This is a genomic window from Corynebacterium sp. CCUG 70398 (genome assembly GCF_024454055.1).
GTDB classification, from domain to species: domain Bacteria; phylum Actinomycetota; class Actinomycetes; order Mycobacteriales; family Mycobacteriaceae; genus Corynebacterium; species Corynebacterium genitalium.
This window is the reverse complement of the sequence record NZ_JAGPYZ010000005.1, coordinates 139,418-155,645: the sequence shown is the minus strand read 5'-3', so window position 1 is coordinate 155,645 and position 16,228 is coordinate 139,418. Positions and strand designations below refer to the sequence as shown.

15 protein-coding genes and 2 tRNA genes are annotated in these 16,228 nt (G+C 64.2%); 7 read left to right on the top strand and 10 right to left on the bottom strand.

Going from position 1 to position 16,228, the window contains the following annotated elements:
• Window positions 1-5: 5 nt before the first annotated feature.
• From KBX07_RS07610 to KBX07_RS07600, 3 genes are read right to left on the bottom strand one after another with little or no spacing between them, the layout of a single operon-like run.
• Window positions 6-1,166: a glycosyltransferase family 2 protein gene (locus KBX07_RS07610; protein WP_256023628.1), complete on the bottom strand. Its 1,161-nt coding sequence runs from the start codon at window positions 1,164-1,166 to the stop codon at window positions 6-8.
• The gene (locus KBX07_RS07605) at window positions 1,157-2,065 is read right to left on the bottom strand and encodes a glycosyltransferase family 1 protein (RefSeq protein ID WP_256023626.1); all 909 of its coding nucleotides are present in this window, start codon (window positions 2,063-2,065) and stop codon (window positions 1,157-1,159) included. Before KBX07_RS07605 ends, KBX07_RS07610 begins: the two co-directional genes overlap by 10 nt.
• A complete protein-coding gene (locus KBX07_RS07600; protein WP_256023624.1) occupies window positions 2,062-2,907 on the bottom strand; it encodes a WcbI family polysaccharide biosynthesis putative acetyltransferase in 846 nt (281 codons plus the stop codon). The genes KBX07_RS07605 and KBX07_RS07600 overlap by 4 nt, the downstream gene beginning before the upstream one ends.
• Window positions 2,908-2,986: 79 nt before the next feature.
• On the opposite strand from KBX07_RS07600, the gene KBX07_RS07595 reads away from it, so the two are divergent.
• The 4 genes from KBX07_RS07595 to KBX07_RS07580 are packed head-to-tail and all read left to right on the top strand — an operon-like array spanning window position 2,987 to window position 6,787.
• On the top strand, window positions 2,987-3,946 hold the full coding sequence (locus tag KBX07_RS07595; protein ID WP_256023622.1) for a glycosyltransferase: 960 nt from the start codon (window positions 2,987-2,989) through the stop codon (window positions 3,944-3,946).
• Window positions 3,943-5,058: a glycosyltransferase gene (locus KBX07_RS07590; protein ID WP_256023621.1), complete on the top strand. Its 1,116-nt coding sequence runs from the start codon at window positions 3,943-3,945 to the stop codon at window positions 5,056-5,058. Before KBX07_RS07595 ends, KBX07_RS07590 begins: the two co-directional genes overlap by 4 nt.
• Window positions 5,055-6,017 (top strand): glycosyltransferase, encoded by a 963-nt coding sequence (locus tag KBX07_RS07585; RefSeq protein ID WP_256023619.1) that lies wholly within the window; start codon window positions 5,055-5,057, stop codon window positions 6,015-6,017. Before KBX07_RS07590 ends, KBX07_RS07585 begins: the two co-directional genes overlap by 4 nt.
• Window positions 6,014-6,787, top strand: coding sequence for a glycosyltransferase family 2 protein (locus KBX07_RS07580; RefSeq protein WP_256003165.1), 774 nt, complete (start codon window positions 6,014-6,016; stop codon window positions 6,785-6,787). Before KBX07_RS07585 ends, KBX07_RS07580 begins: the two co-directional genes overlap by 4 nt.
• 9 nt (window positions 6,788-6,796) lie before the next feature.
• On the opposite strand, the gene efeB is transcribed toward KBX07_RS07580, so the two are convergent.
• From efeB to KBX07_RS07545, 7 genes are all read right to left on the bottom strand, one after another.
• On the bottom strand, window positions 6,797-8,065 hold the full coding sequence (gene efeB, locus KBX07_RS07575) for an iron uptake transporter deferrochelatase/peroxidase subunit (protein ID WP_256003163.1): 1,269 nt from the start codon (window positions 8,063-8,065) through the stop codon (window positions 6,797-6,799).
• A 2-nt stretch (window positions 8,066-8,067) separates the two neighbouring features.
• Complete coding sequence (gene efeO, locus KBX07_RS07570) at window positions 8,068-9,333, bottom strand: iron uptake system protein EfeO (protein WP_256003162.1); 1,266 nt, start codon at window positions 9,331-9,333, stop codon at window positions 8,068-8,070.
• Window positions 9,330-10,271, bottom strand: coding sequence for an iron uptake transporter permease EfeU (efeU, locus tag KBX07_RS07565; RefSeq protein WP_256003208.1), 942 nt, complete (start codon window positions 10,269-10,271; stop codon window positions 9,330-9,332). Before efeU ends, efeO begins: the two co-directional genes overlap by 4 nt.
• A gap of 151 nt (window positions 10,272-10,422) precedes the next feature.
• A complete protein-coding gene (locus tag KBX07_RS07560; protein WP_256023618.1) occupies window positions 10,423-11,640 on the bottom strand; it encodes a peptidase M75 family protein in 1,218 nt (405 codons plus the stop codon).
• Window positions 11,641-11,687: 47 nt separating this feature from the next.
• A complete protein-coding gene (locus tag KBX07_RS07555) occupies window positions 11,688-12,464 on the bottom strand; it encodes an enoyl-CoA hydratase-related protein (RefSeq protein WP_256023616.1) in 777 nt (258 codons plus the stop codon).
• A 1-nt stretch (window position 12,465) separates the two neighbouring features.
• Window positions 12,466-13,446, bottom strand: a complete 981-nt coding sequence (locus KBX07_RS07550) for a nitronate monooxygenase family protein (protein WP_255998518.1) — start codon at window positions 13,444-13,446, stop codon at window positions 12,466-12,468.
• Window positions 13,447-13,534: 88 nt separating this feature from the next.
• Window positions 13,535-14,335, bottom strand: a complete 801-nt coding sequence (locus KBX07_RS07545; protein ID WP_255998517.1) for a DUF1542 domain-containing protein — start codon at window positions 14,333-14,335, stop codon at window positions 13,535-13,537.
• Between the two features lie 92 nt (window positions 14,336-14,427).
• Between KBX07_RS07545 and KBX07_RS07540 the strand changes: the two genes are divergently transcribed.
• The 3 genes from KBX07_RS07540 to tig all read left to right on the top strand — a co-directional run bounded on the left by KBX07_RS07540 (window position 14,428) and on the right by tig (window position 16,211).
• Window positions 14,428-14,502, top strand: a tRNA-Gly gene (locus tag KBX07_RS07540).
• Between the two features lie 129 nt (window positions 14,503-14,631).
• Window positions 14,632-14,705: transfer RNA gene (locus tag KBX07_RS07535), tRNA-Pro, on the top strand.
• A gap of 72 nt (window positions 14,706-14,777) precedes the next feature.
• The gene (gene tig, locus KBX07_RS07530) at window positions 14,778-16,211 is read left to right on the top strand and encodes a trigger factor (protein WP_256023615.1); all 1,434 of its coding nucleotides are present in this window, start codon (window positions 14,778-14,780) and stop codon (window positions 16,209-16,211) included.
• The last annotated feature ends 17 nt before the right edge of the window (window positions 16,212-16,228 follow it).

The following is a 16,228-nucleotide window of genomic DNA, read 5'->3' as shown; positions in this document are numbered from 1 at the left end:
ATTTTCTACCAGCCGGCGAAGTATCGCTCGAGGCGAACGGGACCATTGACCCACTCAATGCCAACGGGATGCTCGACGGCACGAGGTTCGCTGCCCAACGCACGGGCCCGCGCAGTACGCACGCTTATCGACGGCACCCCCGCCACATCAACCCTCCACCCCGTGCCAACACGCGTGTCCTGGGTAGCCCGGTGGAATGCTGCGGGATCGGACAGAGCCCACGGGCCGGCAAGATCGACGCTGATGCGGTGCTGTTCCGCAGGGTTCTCCGGGCCCGTCGGCGCGGTCCTCACGCGGGGCTCGTGGCGGAACAGGTCCGGTACACCAACGGCGGGGCCGCAGTACACGATTGCGTCTGCACGCAACCACGATGCGATGACCTGCTCGAGCACGCCAGGGGAGCGCTCGGACATGGAACCCACGCGGACACCGATGTCAGCCAGCTCGAAGTGCACCCCGTCGGGCCGGGCGAGCGGGTGCGTGATGCGGTGCGCCAGCGCCACCGATTCGATGTTCTTAACGCGGGCTTCCTCGTCGGGGTTGTTGTAGCGCCCACCGAAATCTTCCTCGTCGTGGACCGCGACAGCATCTGGCTCGTGGACGAAGGTCGCGCCGGCGTTCCACGCCCGGAAACCGAATTCCCAGTCCTCCCCGCCGTAGCCGACGAAGGATCCGTCGAAGCCGCCGATAGCCTCGAAGAACCGGCGTGAGCAGGTGAGAACGGAGGAGATGATGAAGCGCCAGGAGGTGTCGTCGGCACGCGAGAGGTTGTCGGTGTCGCGCCAGGCGTCGCGCAGCCATGCGGGTTCCTCGCGCGCGGCGCCCGTGAGTCGCTTGCCGACGACCACCGCCCGCCAATCCTCCTCCACATGCCGGCACGCAGCAGCGAGATAACCGGACTCGGGCACAGTGTCGGCGTCGAGGAAGGCGAGCACGTCGCCCGTCGCGGTACTCGCCCCGAGGTTGCGTGCCGCGGCGGCGCGGAAACCGAGATCCTCCTGCGTAACCACCGTCGCCCCGGGCACGTCGGGCACGACCGCGGAGCCATCGTCGGCGACAATGATCTCGACCTCGCCGACGCCTTCCTGCGCGCGCACAGCCTCGACGACCCGCGCGAGCGCGTCGGGGTCGTTGTAGTGGGGGATGATGACGCTGATCATGCCCATGCCTTTCGCCATTGCGTAGCGACGTCTGCCCACCCGTACTCCGGGGCTGTCATCTGCGGTGAGGGGGTGGCTGCGTAGGCGTCGATTGCAGAGCGCCACGAGCTAGGCTGCACGCGGGTAATGCGTCCCGGGAGCCACGGGTCGATCTCGCGGGTGTAGTCGGAATCGTTGGCCAGGACGTGCCGGCCGGCTCCTAACCACGTCATCAGCGACCCGGAGGCGGAGAAGTGCCGGTGCGCGCAGACGGGAATCTGGATGCGGCCCATTTCGGCGGCCAGGTCAGCGTCGGAAAGCCATCCCGTGATCTCCGCATGGGCCTCAAGCCCACGCGCCCACTCCTCGTGGCCGGGGGAGACGGAGCCCAGGAAACGCAGACGGTAGTCGGTGCCGCGTAGGGCGCGGATAAGCTCTTCGTGCCCTTTGCCTGGGTACAGAAATCCGAGAATTCCCACGGTCCCCGGTTCCGGCTCGAACGCTGAGTCGATCAGCGGGATCGGCAGGCGGATCACACCCACGTCGATACCGGCGTCACGGAAAAACTCAGCCTCGTGCTCTGAGTTCACTACGGCGACGTTAGCGGCAGCGGCCAAACGTTGGTAGGCGGCGGCGCGGCGGGCGAAACGGTCAGCGCCTTCTTCGGGCTGGGGGATGTCGTGGAAGCTCACGCTGAGCTGGCGCGACCCGACCCGGGCAAGCAGAGCGTCGACAGCTGCAGCGGGGGAGTCGCCGAAGAGGTGATCGGTGAAAGCGACGTGCACAGAATCGACAGAATCCGGCAGGGCGACCGCGCTGAACTCGGATTCGCGCAGCACAGGGGCATCGGTAGCTGCTGCCAACTCCAGCGCGTACCGGGTCACCCCGTGCGATTCGGGCCCGACAATGAGGTGGGTGGGCATCATGCCAGCAACCCTAGGTTGGCAATCCGTTCCGCGTGGCGCTCCAACCCGTGCGCGACCAGTGCGGGCCGCTCGCGGTAGTGCGCCAGTTGCTTGTCGACGATCTCCTCCCACGGAATCTCCCCCGTTTCCCTGTGCATCCACGCGTCCTGGCCGCGCACCGATACGCCGAGGGCAGCGCACGCGCCGGGGTCGAGCGGTGCGTCGAGTTCGCCGAGCATTTCGTACTCAGGCATGGTCACGGACCCGGACAACCCCAATGTCTGCAGGATGCGGGATGCCACGACCGCCAAGGTCTCATTGTCGGGGTGGTTGATGATGTGCCATACGGGAAGGGTTTCCAGGTAGTCAGAAATCCTCACCGAGTCGAAGCGTTCTTCGCGGGTACGGATTTGGTTGACGGACATGGCAAGTGCTCGTCGATAAGCATCAGGCGTGAGTGACGGCGTGACCGGCGCGTCCAGGCCTTGCGCAGCGGCGCAGAGAATCCGCAGGTCATGGTAGGGGACCACCGGCGGGTTGAGGGAAGAGTCGGCGGGGTCGCGGATGATCGCGGTGAACGGCATGAGCGCGTCGAAACGCAGCACCGGCACGATCGCGTGGCGTGCACCGGACGGCAGCTGGGCGAGCATCTGCGCGGTGCCGACGGGCAGGCCGCGGTAGTCCTCGCGGATCGGCTGGGTGACCAGGACGTCGGTACGGGCGAGCATGTCGCCGAACCACCCCATGTCGGCTTGCGCGAGCTCGTGTACAGGAGGGATGCGCTCGGATTCGAAATGCCCAGTGCTGGCCAGGAGTTTGCGCAGGGACTCGGCTTGGCAGTTGCCTACGACGGTCAAGAACATGGCCCCGAATATAGTCATGCCAACATTTGCAGAAACGTTTATATTGGTCGGGTGCCCCGGAAGAGGAAAGGCGGTGGGTGTGAACGTTCTGTCGATCCCCGCTGAACATGTCTACACGCAGGCGATTCAGCCGGAAGGCGTGCGTTTTCCACCGGACCCGGATATTGACGGCAAATGGTGGCCCCACCCCGCGCTCACAGCGTCCTACTGGGACCAGCCGCGGGAAATGGATCTCGTGCACATCCACTTCGGTTTCGAGCATTACAGCCCCGATGAGCTGCGCGAACTTGTCGCAGCATTGCCGGTGCCACTCGTGCTCACTGTGCATGATCTGGACAATCCGCACCTCGAGGACCAGGCGGCCCACCACGAGAGCTTGGCTGTGCTCATCGACGCTGCGGCGCAGGTGGTCACGCTCACCAGCGCCGCCGCCGATGTCATCGCGCAGCGGTATTCGCGTGACGACGTCCACGTCATCCCCCACCCCCTCATCACCGAAACGCGGGACCCCGACCCGTCGGCATTCGGGGTGGCTGTGTTCTTGAAATCACTGCGCGGCAATGTCGTGGCAGAGCCGGCCTTCTACCGCGAGCTGGCGGAGCAGGTGCCGCTGACTGTTTACGTCCATGATGTCGAGGCGACAGCTGAGCTGCGCCGTGAGCTCGCGGGCCTCAATCTGGTCGTGCACGAGCCGATGGAGGACGCTGTATTGCATGACGCGGTGGCCAGCCACGCGGTATGCGTTCTGCCGTATGTGCGCGGCACCCACTCGGGTTGGTTGGAGATGTGCCGCGACCTGGGTGTGAGCGTGGCCGTGCCGGACTGCGGCTGTTATGCCTCGCAGGCAGATACGGCTGACGCGGTCATTGAATATGCCGCAGGTGACGGCACTGCCGCCGGCCGCGCCGCCGCAGAGTTGTTGGAGCGCGGCCAAATTCCGTACCAGGGGAACCGCCACGCTGAGCTGGAAGGCATTAAGCAGGCCTACGCCGCGGTGTACCGTGCAGCCTTGGCAGAGAGTGCGGAGGTCCGCCCGTGACCATCACCTTGCTCCAGGGGTGCACTCCTGCCCGCGGCCAGAACCTCCGCATCGCCTTCGTTGCCCCCGCCCGTTACCCGATTCGCGAGCCGTTCGCCGGTGGCCTCGAGGCTTTCTGCCACACCATGGTCACCGCGCTGCGCAACGAAGGCCACCAGGTGGACTTCTACGCCGCGAAAGGCTCGGACGGCAACGTCAAAAGCCACGAACTGCCGGGTGTGAACTGGGGAGACTCGCTGGAACTGGCCACCGACACCGGCTATCCGGTAGGTGAGCGCGAGCGGGAGGAGCAGGCCTTCCTCGCGCTACGTGAGCACTTGGTCGCGCAGGGTTATGACGTTGTGCACAACAACAGCTTGAGTCCCGCCATGTTCCCCTCACCCGCGTCGCCAGACCCGCTACCCATGGTGACCACGTTGCATACGCCACAGCTGCCCGAGATCTATGCGGCAGTCGAAGCAGCCGGTGAGTCCGCAGGCCGGTTCGCCGCCGTCAGCGCGACCACTGCAGCGAGCTGGGAGATGCCGCCTGTCGTCCACGGCCCGATTGAAGTCATCCCGAACGGCGTGAACACGCGCAAATGGGCGCCGGGTCCGGGCGGCCCCGGCGCGGTGTGGTTCGGCCGGATCGTTCCCGAGAAGGGCCTGCACTTGGCTATGGATGCGTGCCGGCTCCTCGGCTTGCCGCTGACGATCGCCGGCCGCAAGGGCGACCACGACTACTTCCAGGAGCAGATCGCCCCGCGTTTGGACGGCCACCTGATCCGCTGGCTGGGGGAGTTGTCGCATGGGGAGTTGCGTCGGCTCGTCGGCAAGCATGCGGTGTGCGTGGTCACGCCGCGCTGGGAGGAGCCGTTCGGCCTTGTCGCGTTCGAGGCGATGTCGTGCGGCACGCCCGTCGCCGCCTTCGACCGCGGCGGCATGGGCGAGCTGTTGGCATCTGCGCCCGCTGTGCTCGTTCCGCCCGACGATGTCGTTGCGCTGGCCGGCGCGATCCACAAGGCTCTCCACGTTGACCGCGCCGCAGCCCGTGCGTGGGTCGTGGAGAACCACAGCCTCACCCAGACGGCCCGCCGCTACGTGGATCTTTACCGCGAGGTGATGGTCAAATGATCGGCTTGTATGCGCACCACCACGGCTCCGGCCACATTCAGCGCTGCCGCGAAATCGCGCGCCACTTACCCGACGCGACGATTTTGTCCACACACCCCAGCGCAGACGTCGTGCTTATCGACGACGCCGGCGCCCCCACCTCCGACCCGCTCACCGCCGGAGGAACCCTCCACTACGCGCCGACCACGCACGAGGGCTACCGTGCCCGGATGCAGCAGATTGCCGCATGGGTGGAGGCCAACGACCCCTCTGTGTTCTACGTCGACTGCTCCGTGGAGGTCGCCGTCTTTGTCCGGCTCCTCGGCGTGCCCGTGGTCACCGTGGCCATGCCGGGTGTGCGCGACGATGCTCCCCACCAGCTCGGCTACGCCCAAGCCAGCGCGATCGTCGCAGCGTGGCCGGATTGGGTGCCCGTGCCTGCGCATTTGGAGGCGCATGCGGACCGACTGCATGCCGTCGGGGGCATTTCCCGGCTGCGCGGCTTAGCCGATCGCGGCCGCGATGAGAGGTCGGTGCTCGTCATGGCCGGCACGGGCGGCTCCACCTGGGACCGCGACTCGTGGGACGAGGTCGAGCGCGCCTGCCCGAACTGGGATTTCACCATTCTCGACGGTGCCAACCGTGTCGACGATGATGCCAAGCTCACCGAAATGCTGCAGTGTGCCGGGGTCATCGTGGTCGCCGCCGGGCAGAACTCCGTGGCTGATGTCGCAGCCTGCGGCGCACCCGCGATTGTCCTGCCGCAGCCCCGTCCGTTCGCTGAACAGGAAGCTACTGCCGCGGTGCTGCGTGACGCGGGACTCGCCCTCGTCCCCGAATCCTTCCCTGAGCCAGCGATGTGGCCAGCGTTGCTGCACCAGGCTGCCGGGATGGTCACTTTCTGGGACGATCCGCAGCGCGGCTGGCAGACCGGCGGTGCGGCGCGCCGGGCAGCCGATGTCATCTTGGGGGTCACATGACTGCGGTCATCACTTTGGCCAACGCGGCCCGCGCCGACCATGTCGCCCGCCAAGCGAAGCTCATTCCCAATGATGTCGAGCACATTCTCGTCGCGCTTGCTAATGCCGAGGAGCTCGCCGCCCGACTGCCCGATACGCACGTCGTTCCGCTAGAGGAGCCCAATCTCGCCCTCGCCCGCAACAGCGGCGCGGCCGAAGCGCTTGCTCGCGGGCACGAGCAGCTGATCTTCCTCGACGCGGACTGCCTGCCGGGCCCAGACCTCGTGGAGCGCTACCTAGCCGCTCTCGACCGCGCCCCCAATGCCGTTCTCGCCGGCCCGGTGACGTACCTGCCGGAGGGCGAGCTGCGCACCGACAACCCCCAGCCGCACGAAGCCCGGCCGAACCCACCAGCCGGCGAACTCGTCTCCGCCGAGGATTACAACCTTTTCTGGTCCTTATCCTTCGCGCTGACCGCTGACACGTGGCACCGCATCGATAGGCTTTTCAGTGGTTTTGACACCGCTTTTTCCGGTTACGGCGGCGAAGACACCGACTTCGCCTGGAACCTGCGCGAACATGGCATCGACTTCATCTGGGTCGGCGGCGCGCACGCCTACCACCAGTGGCATCCCGTGTCCTCCCCGCCGTGGGAGCACCTCGACGACATTCTCCGCAACGCCGCCGTCTTCCACTCCAAATGGGGCACGTGGCCAATGGAGGGCTGGCTTCACGAGTTCGAAGATGCAGGAGCTATCGCGCTTATCGACGGCACATGGCAACGCCGATAAGCACGCCCCTTAAGCGAACATTCCTTCGCCGATGAATCCCTCTTCACCCACGCCCGGCGGGATCAAATAAGTGCCGGTCTTTGTGGTCTTGAGATACTCCAGGAACATCTCGTCGCGGGACATCGATTGGTGGACGGTAGCGAAACGGTCCGGGGTGCGGGTGAACGCGATGAAGAACAACCCCGCGTCCATGCGTCCCTGCTCGTTGGATCCGTCGACGTAGTTGAAGGCACGGCGCAGCATGCGAATACCGCCGTTTTGGTTTGGGTGCACATTGAACAGGTGGGAGCCGCGGTCGATGATGGGGCGGCCGCGGTCATTCACTGCGTCAAAGTCGGGCTCGTCGAATTCGTCGGTGCCGGTCAGAGGTGCACCCGCAACCTTGTCGCGGCCGGTGACGCGCTCCTGCTCCTCGAGTTGGAGGGTGTCCCAGACCTCGATGTTCATCGCGATGCGCCGCGCTGTCAGGTACGTCCCGCCAGCCGCCCACGCTTGGGAGGAGTCGTCCGGGACCCACACGTGCTGGTCTAATTCCTCTTCGTCGTCGGAGCGGATGTTGGCGGTGCCGTCCTTTTGGCCGAAAAGGTTGCGCGGGGTCTGCTCTTCAGCAGTGGTCACTGACGCTTTGCCAAAGCCGATCTGGGTCCAGCGCAGCGACGCATCCGGAACAGCCAATCGGGTCAGATTCCGGATCGCATGTGTGGCTACTTGCGGGTCGTTCGCGCAGGCCTGGATGCAGATGTCGCCTTCGGATTGCTCGCGGTTGAGGAAGTCGTTGGTCATTGTCGGCATCTCGGTGAACTCGTCAGGCAGTTTGTCTGCCAGGCCGAACTGATCCCGGAACAGACTGCGCCCGAACCCGATCGTGATGGTCAGGGCAGACGGCCCCAGGTCGAACGCTTCACCGGAGTCATCCGGTGGGAAGTTCGCCCCACCGCCGAATGCGCCTTTCGACGAGACCTCTCCGCCCAACGTGAGGCGCCGGGCGGCGGCAGTCCACCGCTCCAGCAGCCGGATCAGTTTCTTCTGGTCGGCTTTCTCGGACATGTCGAACGCAGCGAAATGCAGGTTGTTCTGCATCGGCGTGATGATGCCGGCTTGGTGCGCCCCAGCGAAGTCGACGATGAGTTCCTCATGGTTCACACCGTCAATACCGCCGGCGCCACCGCTTCCGCTATCGCGCGAATCTTCCCGCGCGCACGCTGCTGCAGCCGCCCCGGCAGCACCGACGCCTCCGAGCGCGAGAAACTTTCGCCGGTCGAGTTCGAACCTGCTCATGGCTAGTTCTCTTCGCTGCTCTCGACATTCAGGCCCAGGACAGTTCCGGTGAGCTTGGCCAGGGGTTCGCGCAGCGCGTCGATGGCGCGGGTGAGTTCAGCTTGCTGGCCGGCATCGACCTCGTCGTAATCGACGTAGCCGTTCTCCAAGGAGCCGTACCCGTCAAGGAGTTCCTGGACGTCGTTGTAGCGCTCTTCGATGTCAGCGACGAGTTCTTTGCCCTCCTCGCCACGTTCGGCGGCGATGTCCTTGACCATGTCAAACGCAATGCGGGAGCCCTGGATGTTCGCCTGGAAGTCATACAGGTCCTTGTGGGACCACCAGTTCTCCTCACCGGTGACTTTTGTGGTGGCCACTTCCTCAAGCAGGCCCATCGCGCCGTTGGAGACGGTGTCGACAGTGATGTCGTTGCTCTCGATGAAGTCGTCTGCGTTCACGGTCTCGCTCAGCTGCCCGATGTCGGCAATCAGCGCATCCGCGATTTCGCGGCGCTTTGCCGGGTCAGACGGCTCCCAGTCCTCGCGGGCCGGGGAGCCGTCGGCGTTCTTGTCGCCCTCGGCAGGCGGCCAGAGGTCCTTCTCCATGCGGTGGAAACCCAACCAATCAGTGAACGTCGGGTCCTCTTCAGCGAGCTCGTCGGCTTCAGCGATGTAGTCCACTTCGCGGTAGTCGATGCGCGGGTCCAGCACGCCAAGTGCCTCGGCGACCGGTTCAATGCGCTCGTAGTGCACACGCGTGGTGGGGTAGAGTTCCTTCGCCCGCTCGTCGTTGCCGGATGCGTACGCCTCAGCGAACTCTTCGACCTTGGGTAGCAGCTCAGCGACTTCATTTTGGACGAATGCGACGTAGTTGTCGCGCGCCTCGTTGAAACGCTTCTCGTCGGACGCGTCGTATTCGATCGGTTCACCGGTGACTGTGAATTTGGCCTGGCCGACATTCGCACCGCGCAGGCCTGGCTTGCACGCGGTGTGGTAACTGCCGGGTTCAAGCTGGACGATCAGGTCCGCCGTGCCACCGGGGGTGATGTTCTCGCGTTCGGCGATCACGCGCAGTCCGTCTTCGGCGAGCACGTAGAATTCTGTGACGCGTTCGCCCTCGTTGGTGATGGAGAACGTCGTGGTTCCGCTTTCGGTCTCAGCGGCGCTGACTTCGCATGCGTCCTCTTTCGCGGTGACCTGCAGGCCTTCACCGTCAGCAGTGTTTTCCACGCATGCTGCCAATGGCAGGGTCATAGCCAGTGCGGCGACAAGTGCTGGGGAACGCTTCATAGATTTACCTTTCGTGATTCAGCGTCGATACGCTTTTCGCTTTTCGACGCACGGACGTGACCGACAAAGATCGGCACAATGACAGCCATGTACGCGCCCCAGGCAATGACCTGAAGCCACGACATCTGCGGCATGAAGCCGGTGAACGCTTGCAGGAGCGTGGCGACGATGCCCGACGGGTCAATCGCGCCGGAGACATCGAAGGCCCAGCCGAAGGGGAACGACGCCATCCAGAATGGATACGTGGCGAAACCGGTGAGAACTTCGCCCGTGCGTGGATGGGTCGGAGCAATAGGCTCACCGGAGAATGGTCCCGGGAGGAACTGCGCTTCCTGGAGGTCGTGCACCGCGTACGCGAGGATCCCGGCGGCGACAACGATGAGCAAGGCGCTTGACCAGCGGAAGAACGTGCCCAAGTCCAAACGCAGTGCCCCGCGGTAAATGGCCCAGCCCAGAACGATAGCAACAGCTATGCCGGAGAACGCGCCAACGACGGCCGACGGGGTCCTCGTCCACCCCCACAGCAGCAAGGTCAGCTCGGTTCCTTCTCTCGCGACTGCGACGAACGCCAGCCAGAAAATCGCTTGACGTCCGCGGCTTAGGGCTTCGCCTGTCTTATCGTCGAGCATCGTGCGCAGTCGCCCGCTTTCGTTGCTCAAAGAGAGGATCATGCCGGTGATCATGATGACCGCCACGAGCGACATGATCCCGCCAATCGCCTCCTGAGCGCGGAAACTCAAGCCGTAACGGCCGAAGGTGAAAAGCGCGCCCAAGGCAAGGCAGATCGCAGCTGCGATCACGACTCCGGTCCAAACAATGCGCATTGCGCCACGGCGGTTCGTCTCAGCTTGGCGCTGGACAGCGGCAAGCAACATGCCGACGATCAGCGACGCTTCGAGACCTTCGCGTAAGCCGACCAGGAACGCGGCAATGAACATGTGCACCGTGACTTTCTAGTGCGTTACTTGGCAAGATAGGCTTGCCTAAGGCAAGCAAAGTTAACCTTAGCTGCACTGGGGTGGGCACAGTGAATCCTTTAGTGATTTTCGTGCCGTTAATGTTGCGAAAATCACAAGGGGTGGGAACAGCCTAGGCAATCAGGTCGCCCAGTGAGCTGCGCAGGGCTGCGATCGCCTCAACTAGCTTTGCTCGGTCACCAGACTGGCCGGTGTCTGGGCCAGTTTCCTTCTGCTTCGTGATGAGGTTGTCGAGGGCGTCGAGGCGTGAGTCGGTGTCGTCGATAAGCTCTTCGTGCTTCTTGTTGTCCCTGTCGAGGTCTGCAACCGTGTCAAAGATGACGCGCACCCCCTCGGTGTTTGCCGCCAAGTCACTGAGGTCTGCGCCGGACCACCAGTTCTCCTCGCCGGTGGCTGCGGTCTCCGCCATGCGGTCGAGCAGGGTCAGCGCGCCGCCTGTGATCGACTCGAAGGTGATGTCGTCGCTTTCCTGGAACGGTGTGTCGTTGATGGTGCCGTGGAGTTGCTCGACGTCGGCGACGAGAGCGTCGGCAAGCTCGCGGCGCTCCTGCGGTGTGGAGGGCTCCCACTTTTGCAGGGCGGAGCTACCGTCAGAATTCTCGTCGCCCTCCGCAGGCGGCCACAGGTCCTTTTCTAGGCGGTGGAAACCGAGCCATTCGGTGAACGTCGGATCCTTCTCGGCGAGCTTCTCGGCTTGGCCGGTGTATTCGACTTCGGTGGCGTCGATTCGGGTGACGAGAAGCCCGAACGCCCCGGCGATCGGCTCGATGCGCTTGTAGTGGACCCGCGCGGCGGGGTAGAGCTCTTTGGCACGCTCGTCGTTGCCGGACGCGTACGCCTCGGCAAACTCTTCGACCGCGGGGAGTAGTTCCGCCGCTTCGTTTTGGACGAAGGTGACGTAATTGTCGCGGGCGTTCTTCTCGCGCTGCCCACGGGATTGCGTGTAGTCGACCTCGTCGCCGGTGACGGTGAATTCGGCCGCTTCGATGTACGGCCCGCGCTCGCTCATCCTGCAGGCGGTGAGATAGGTGCCGGGTTGTAGTTCGACGGACAGCTCCGCCGTTTCCTCGGGCTTGATGGCGCCCCGCTTGGCCACGACCCGGCGGCCGTCCTCCGCAAGAACGAGAAAGTCTGTCTCGCGCCCGCCATCGTTGGTCACTTCGAATGACACTTTGCCGCTGTCGGCCTCATTGTCGCCGACCTCGCAGGTGTCGTCCGCGACAGTGACCTGCTTCTCTTCATCGTCCGCACCGCCCGCGGAGCCTCCCGCGCATGCGGCTAACGGAAGAGTCAGGGCCAGTGCGGCGAGCAGAGCTGGGGAACGCTTCATAGCCCCACTTTATCCTGTGAGGCTATGAAGACTTCCGGCTAGCGGACTTAGAAGGTGACTTCGCGGCGCTCCAGGAACGCCTTCACGCCTTCTTTGTGCTCGACACTGTGGGCCAGAGCGGTCTGGGCGCAAGCTTCCTCAGCCAAGCTGAGCGGCAGCTGGGCCAAGGAAGCGCGGTTGACGGCGCGCTTTGCATCCGCAAGCGCCCCGCGCGGGGAGAAGCGGAATTCACGGGCGTATTCGAGGGCGCGGTCGAGAGCGTTGTCGGCGACCTCAGTGAACAGGCCCCACGCCACAGCGTCGGCGGCGGGGATGCGCTCGTGGCGCAGCACCAGCTGCATCGTGCGGTGGCGGCCAATTGATGCGGCCAGAGTCGCTACCGCACCGCCGTCCGGCATGAGGCCGATGCGCCCGAACGGCAGCGTGATGAAGGTCTCCTGGCCCGCAACAATGAGGTCGCATGCGCACGCCAGTGAAGCACCGATGCCGGCGACGGCGCCTTCAGCGGCAGCCACGACCGGGACGGAGGCGCGGGTGATCGCATTCACCATGTGTTCAATAGCGGTGAAGTTGCCTGCGGAGATCTCTTCTTCACCGCTGATGAAGACGGTCAGGTCCATGCCGGAGCAGAATGCTGCGTCATCACCGGTGACGATCACGCACCGGGTTGCCGGGTTCGCGTCCGCCTCATTGACAGCGTCGCCGATGGACCAGTAGGACTCCGGCTCCAAAGCGTTGCGCTTCTCCGGGTTGGAGATGCGCACGATGATCACCGCACCATCTTCGACGGTCTCGGAGGTGATGTTGCCCTTGAACTCGCGCATATTACTTCGCCACAAATCCAGCCAGGCGGCCCTCGATGATCTCCACTGCATCAGCAACAATGCGGTCCAGCAGCTCCTGGCAGGACGGGATGTCGTTGATGATGCCCTGGACCGGGCCAGCGGACCAGATGCCAGCATCCAGATCACCGGTCTCGTACACCTGCGCGCCGCGCTTACCAGCCACGAGGTCACGGATCTCCGGGAACTGCGCGCCCTGGTTGAGCTTTTCGACGACCTCGTCGCTCACCGCGTTCTTCGCCACACGGGCGGTGTTGTTCAGCGTGCGCAGGATGAGGTTGGTGTCCAGCTCGGAGCGGTCAACAATGGCCTGCTTGACGTTCTGGTGCACCGGAGCTTCCTCGGTGGCCACGAAGCGGGTACCCATGTTGATGCCCTCTGCGCCCAGCGACAGGGCAGCGGCCAGGCCGCGGCCGTCAGCGAAACCGCCGGAGGCGACGAAGGGGATCTCCAGCTTCTCCGCAGCAGCCGGCAGCAGGATCAGGCCCGGGATGTCGTCCTCGCCCGGGTGGCCGGCGCACTCGAAGCCGTCGATGGAGAGGATGTCAACGCCCTTGTTTTGGGCGGAGACGGCGTGGCGCACGGAGGTGCACTTGTGGATCACGGTCACGCCCGCAGCTTTGAGGCCCGGCACCAGCTGTGCCGGGTTGGCGCCGGCAGTCTCAACGATCTTGATGCCCTTTTCGATAGCCACGCGGAGGTACTCCTCGTACGGCGGCGGCGTAATCGTCGGCAGGATGGTCAGGTTCACACCGAAGGGCTTGTCGGTCATCTCACGGCAGCGGTCGATTTCCTTGCCCAGGTCTTCCGGGGTGGGCTGGGTCAAGGAGGTGATGATGCCGAGGCCGCCCGCATTGGAAACGGCAGCTGCCAGTTCGGCCTTGCCGACCCATTGCATGCCGCCCTGGATGATGGGGTGCTCAATGCCGAGCATTTCGTTAATGCGGGTGTTGATCTTGGCCATGTCGGCCCTCCTTGAACTCAAATAGCGTGTCGGTTGAGACCTACATTACACCCGGCGAGCCTATGAGATCTGGATAACGATCGAGCGGCTAGAAATCAAAGCCGAAGTCGAATCCGCCGCCATCGCCGAAGCCACCGCCATCGCTAAATCCGCCGCCCATGTCCCCGGCATCACCCATGTCGCCGGCATCACCGGCGCCCATATCTCCCATATCCTCTGCGCCGCCGTCGGCCCCGAAGTCGCCTGCGGCGAACTCGTCCGCGCTGGGTGTGCCCGCCATGCCGGCGAACATGGCGGAGTAGAACATCATGGAGCTCGCCGCCCACATGCCCGTCATCATGGCGGGACCCCACCACGCGGTGGAGTACCAGCCAGCCGGCACCGGACGGCCAGCAACGGCGCCGCCGGGGTAGTAGTGCGGGGTGTCCGCGCTGGCGTACGGCGACGCCGTCACAGCTTGGCCGTCGTGTTCAACGGTGCGGCGCTCAGTGACCTTGCCTGCCTGACGCTGCGCTTCCAGCTCAGGCAGGGCTGGTCCCGGCGCCAACCCAAGGATCTCTCGGGCGGCGTTGACGTAGTGCATACCTTCCAAGGCTGACTCACGTGCCAGCTGGGCCTGCCTGACCGTGGTGGCGCTCTGCAGAGCGGAATTCGCTGCGTTGTAGCGCTCGGAAGCGTCGGCCATGGCTTGCGTCGAGGCGGCATCTTCGCCCGAAATCGTCAACACTTGGTGTCCCAGGCGGTCGACCCACCGTTGGGCGTCCGCTTTTGCGTCGTCAAGCGACGCGTTGCTATTGATCGCACGCTGGCTGCTGTTCTGGGAGTTGTTGATCAGCGCCATCACGCCGCCGATCGCTACGACAATAAGGAGAAGACTAAGTACGCTCACACTAGTCACAACGGATGAACCGCCCCGCAAGTTCCATTTTTGGTCCCGCGCGTGAGGCTGGGCTAGGATTGTCTGCGCGCTTAAACCGCAGTGGGAATGTCGTATAGTGGCTAATACCTCAGCCTTCCAAGCTGAAGACGCGGGTTCGATTCCCGTCATTCCCTCCACCACAGAGCTGGCTCCTGGAAATCCGGAGTCAGCTCTTGTTCATTCCTGGCCCCCGATGAAACTGCCCTCATTGGGCCCACGTAGAATCGTCTCCCGTGAGCTAGCGGGGTGAACCCCTGAGCAGCTTACGGGGCGTGGCGCAGTTTGGTAGCGCACCTGCTTTGGGAGCAGGGGGTCGCAGGTTCAAATCCTGTCGCCCCGACAGGGCACCGCTTTACGCGGCGCCCAGGTGAACCTAACGACAACGAAGACAACTAGCCAGGAGAGTATTTCCGTGAAGACTTCCGTGGACAAGCTCAGCGACACTCGCGCGAAGCTGACCGTGACCGTTCCCTTCGAGGAGCTCGGCACGGAAATCGACCAGGCGTACAAGGCCATTGCTCAGCAGGTCAACATCCCGGGTTTCCGTCGCGGTAAGGCTCCGCGCCAGCTTATCGACGCCCGATTTGGCCGCGGCCCGATCCTCGAGCAGGTTGTCAACGATATGCTGCCGACCCGCTACGAGCAGGCCGTCACCGAGAACGAGCTGAACGTGCTGGGCCAGCCGCAGATCGAGATCACCGAGATTGAGGACAATGACCACGTCGAGTTCACCGCTGAGGTGGACATCCGCCCGGAGATTGAGGTTCCGGACTTCTCCAAGATCTCCGTCACGGTGCCGTCGATCAAGGTCGGCGACGACGCTGTCGACGAGGAGCTGGACAACTTGCGCGCCCGCTTCGGCGAACTCAAGGACACCAAGCGCAAGCTGAAGAAGGGCGACTTCGCGGTCATCGACCTCGAGGCAACCGTCGACGGTGAGAAGATTGAGGAAGCCTCCACGGAGGGTATTTCCTACGAGATCGGCCGCGACGACCTCATGGAAGGCCTGGACAAGGCCATTAAAGGCCTCAAGACCGGCGAGTCCGCTGAGTTCGAGTCCGAGATCCAATACGGCGAGCACAAGGGCGAGCAGGCCACCATCACCGTGACCGTCCAGCAGACCAAGGAGCGCACCCTGCCGGAGCTCGACGAAGAGTTCGTGCAGATGGCCTCCGAGTTCGACACCGTCGAGGAGCTGCGCGAGTCCACGAAGACCCAGCTCGAGGAAAACAGCAAGAACCAGCAGGCTGCTGACATCCGCGACGAGGTCCTCAAGGCCGCGCTGGCACAGTCCTCCTTCGAGCTGCCCACCGCAGCTGTCGACGAGCAGGTCCACAACCAGCTCCACCAGATCCTCGGCCAGATGGCCCACGACGAGTCCGCCTTCGCCCAGCTGCTCGAGGCGCAGGGCACGACCCGCGAGGAGTTCGACAAGGAGTCCCGCGAGAACGCCGAGGACTCCATCCGTACCCAGCTTTTCCTCGATGCTGTCGCCGACCAGGAAGAGCCGGAGGTGTCCCAGCAGGAGCTGACCGACCACATCCTGTTCACCGCCCAGTCCTACGGCATGGACCCGAACCAGTTCATCATGCAGCTGCAGCAGTCCGGCCAGGTGGCGAATCTCTACGCCGATGTCCGCCGCGGCAAGGCACTGGCCGCCGCTATCGCGCGCACCACCGTGAAGGACGAGGACGGCAACACCATCGATCCGAACGAGTACTTCGGTGAACTCGACGAGGACGAGGTTGCTGAGGCAGAGGCTGCCGACGCAGCCGTGGCTGAAGCCGCCGAGGCAGACGCTGCTGGCGCTGACGCCGCAGACGCTGATTCGGCAGACGAGAAGTAAATCTTCGTGCACCCCGG

Coding starts and splice junctions, on each gene's coding strand:
- KBX07_RS07610 (WP_256023628.1), bottom strand. CDS start 1,166: ATGGGCATGATCAGCGTCATCATCCCCCACTACAACGACCCCGACGCG.
- KBX07_RS07605 (WP_256023626.1), bottom strand. CDS start 2,065: ATGATGCCCACCCACCTCATTGTCGGGCCCGAATCGCACGGGGTGACC.
- KBX07_RS07600 (WP_256023624.1), bottom strand. CDS start 2,907: ATGTTCTTGACCGTCGTAGGCAACTGCCAAGCCGAGTCCCTGCGCAAA.
- KBX07_RS07585 (WP_256023619.1), top strand. CDS start 5,055: ATGATCGGCTTGTATGCGCACCACCACGGCTCCGGCCACATTCAGCGC.
- KBX07_RS07580 (WP_256003165.1), top strand. CDS start 6,014: ATGACTGCGGTCATCACTTTGGCCAACGCGGCCCGCGCCGACCATGTC.
- efeB (WP_256003163.1), bottom strand. CDS start 8,065: ATGAGCAGGTTCGAACTCGACCGGCGAAAGTTTCTCGCGCTCGGAGGC.
- efeO (WP_256003162.1), bottom strand. CDS start 9,333: ATGAAGCGTTCCCCAGCACTTGTCGCCGCACTGGCTATGACCCTGCCA.
- efeU (WP_256003208.1), bottom strand. CDS start 10,271: ATGTTCATTGCCGCGTTCCTGGTCGGCTTACGCGAAGGTCTCGAAGCG.
- KBX07_RS07560 (WP_256023618.1), bottom strand. CDS start 11,640: ATGAAGCGTTCCCCAGCTCTGCTCGCCGCACTGGCCCTGACTCTTCCG.
- KBX07_RS07555 (WP_256023616.1), bottom strand. CDS start 12,464: ATGCGCGAGTTCAAGGGCAACATCACCTCCGAGACCGTCGAAGATGGT.
- KBX07_RS07550 (WP_255998518.1), bottom strand. CDS start 13,446: ATGGCCAAGATCAACACCCGCATTAACGAAATGCTCGGCATTGAGCAC.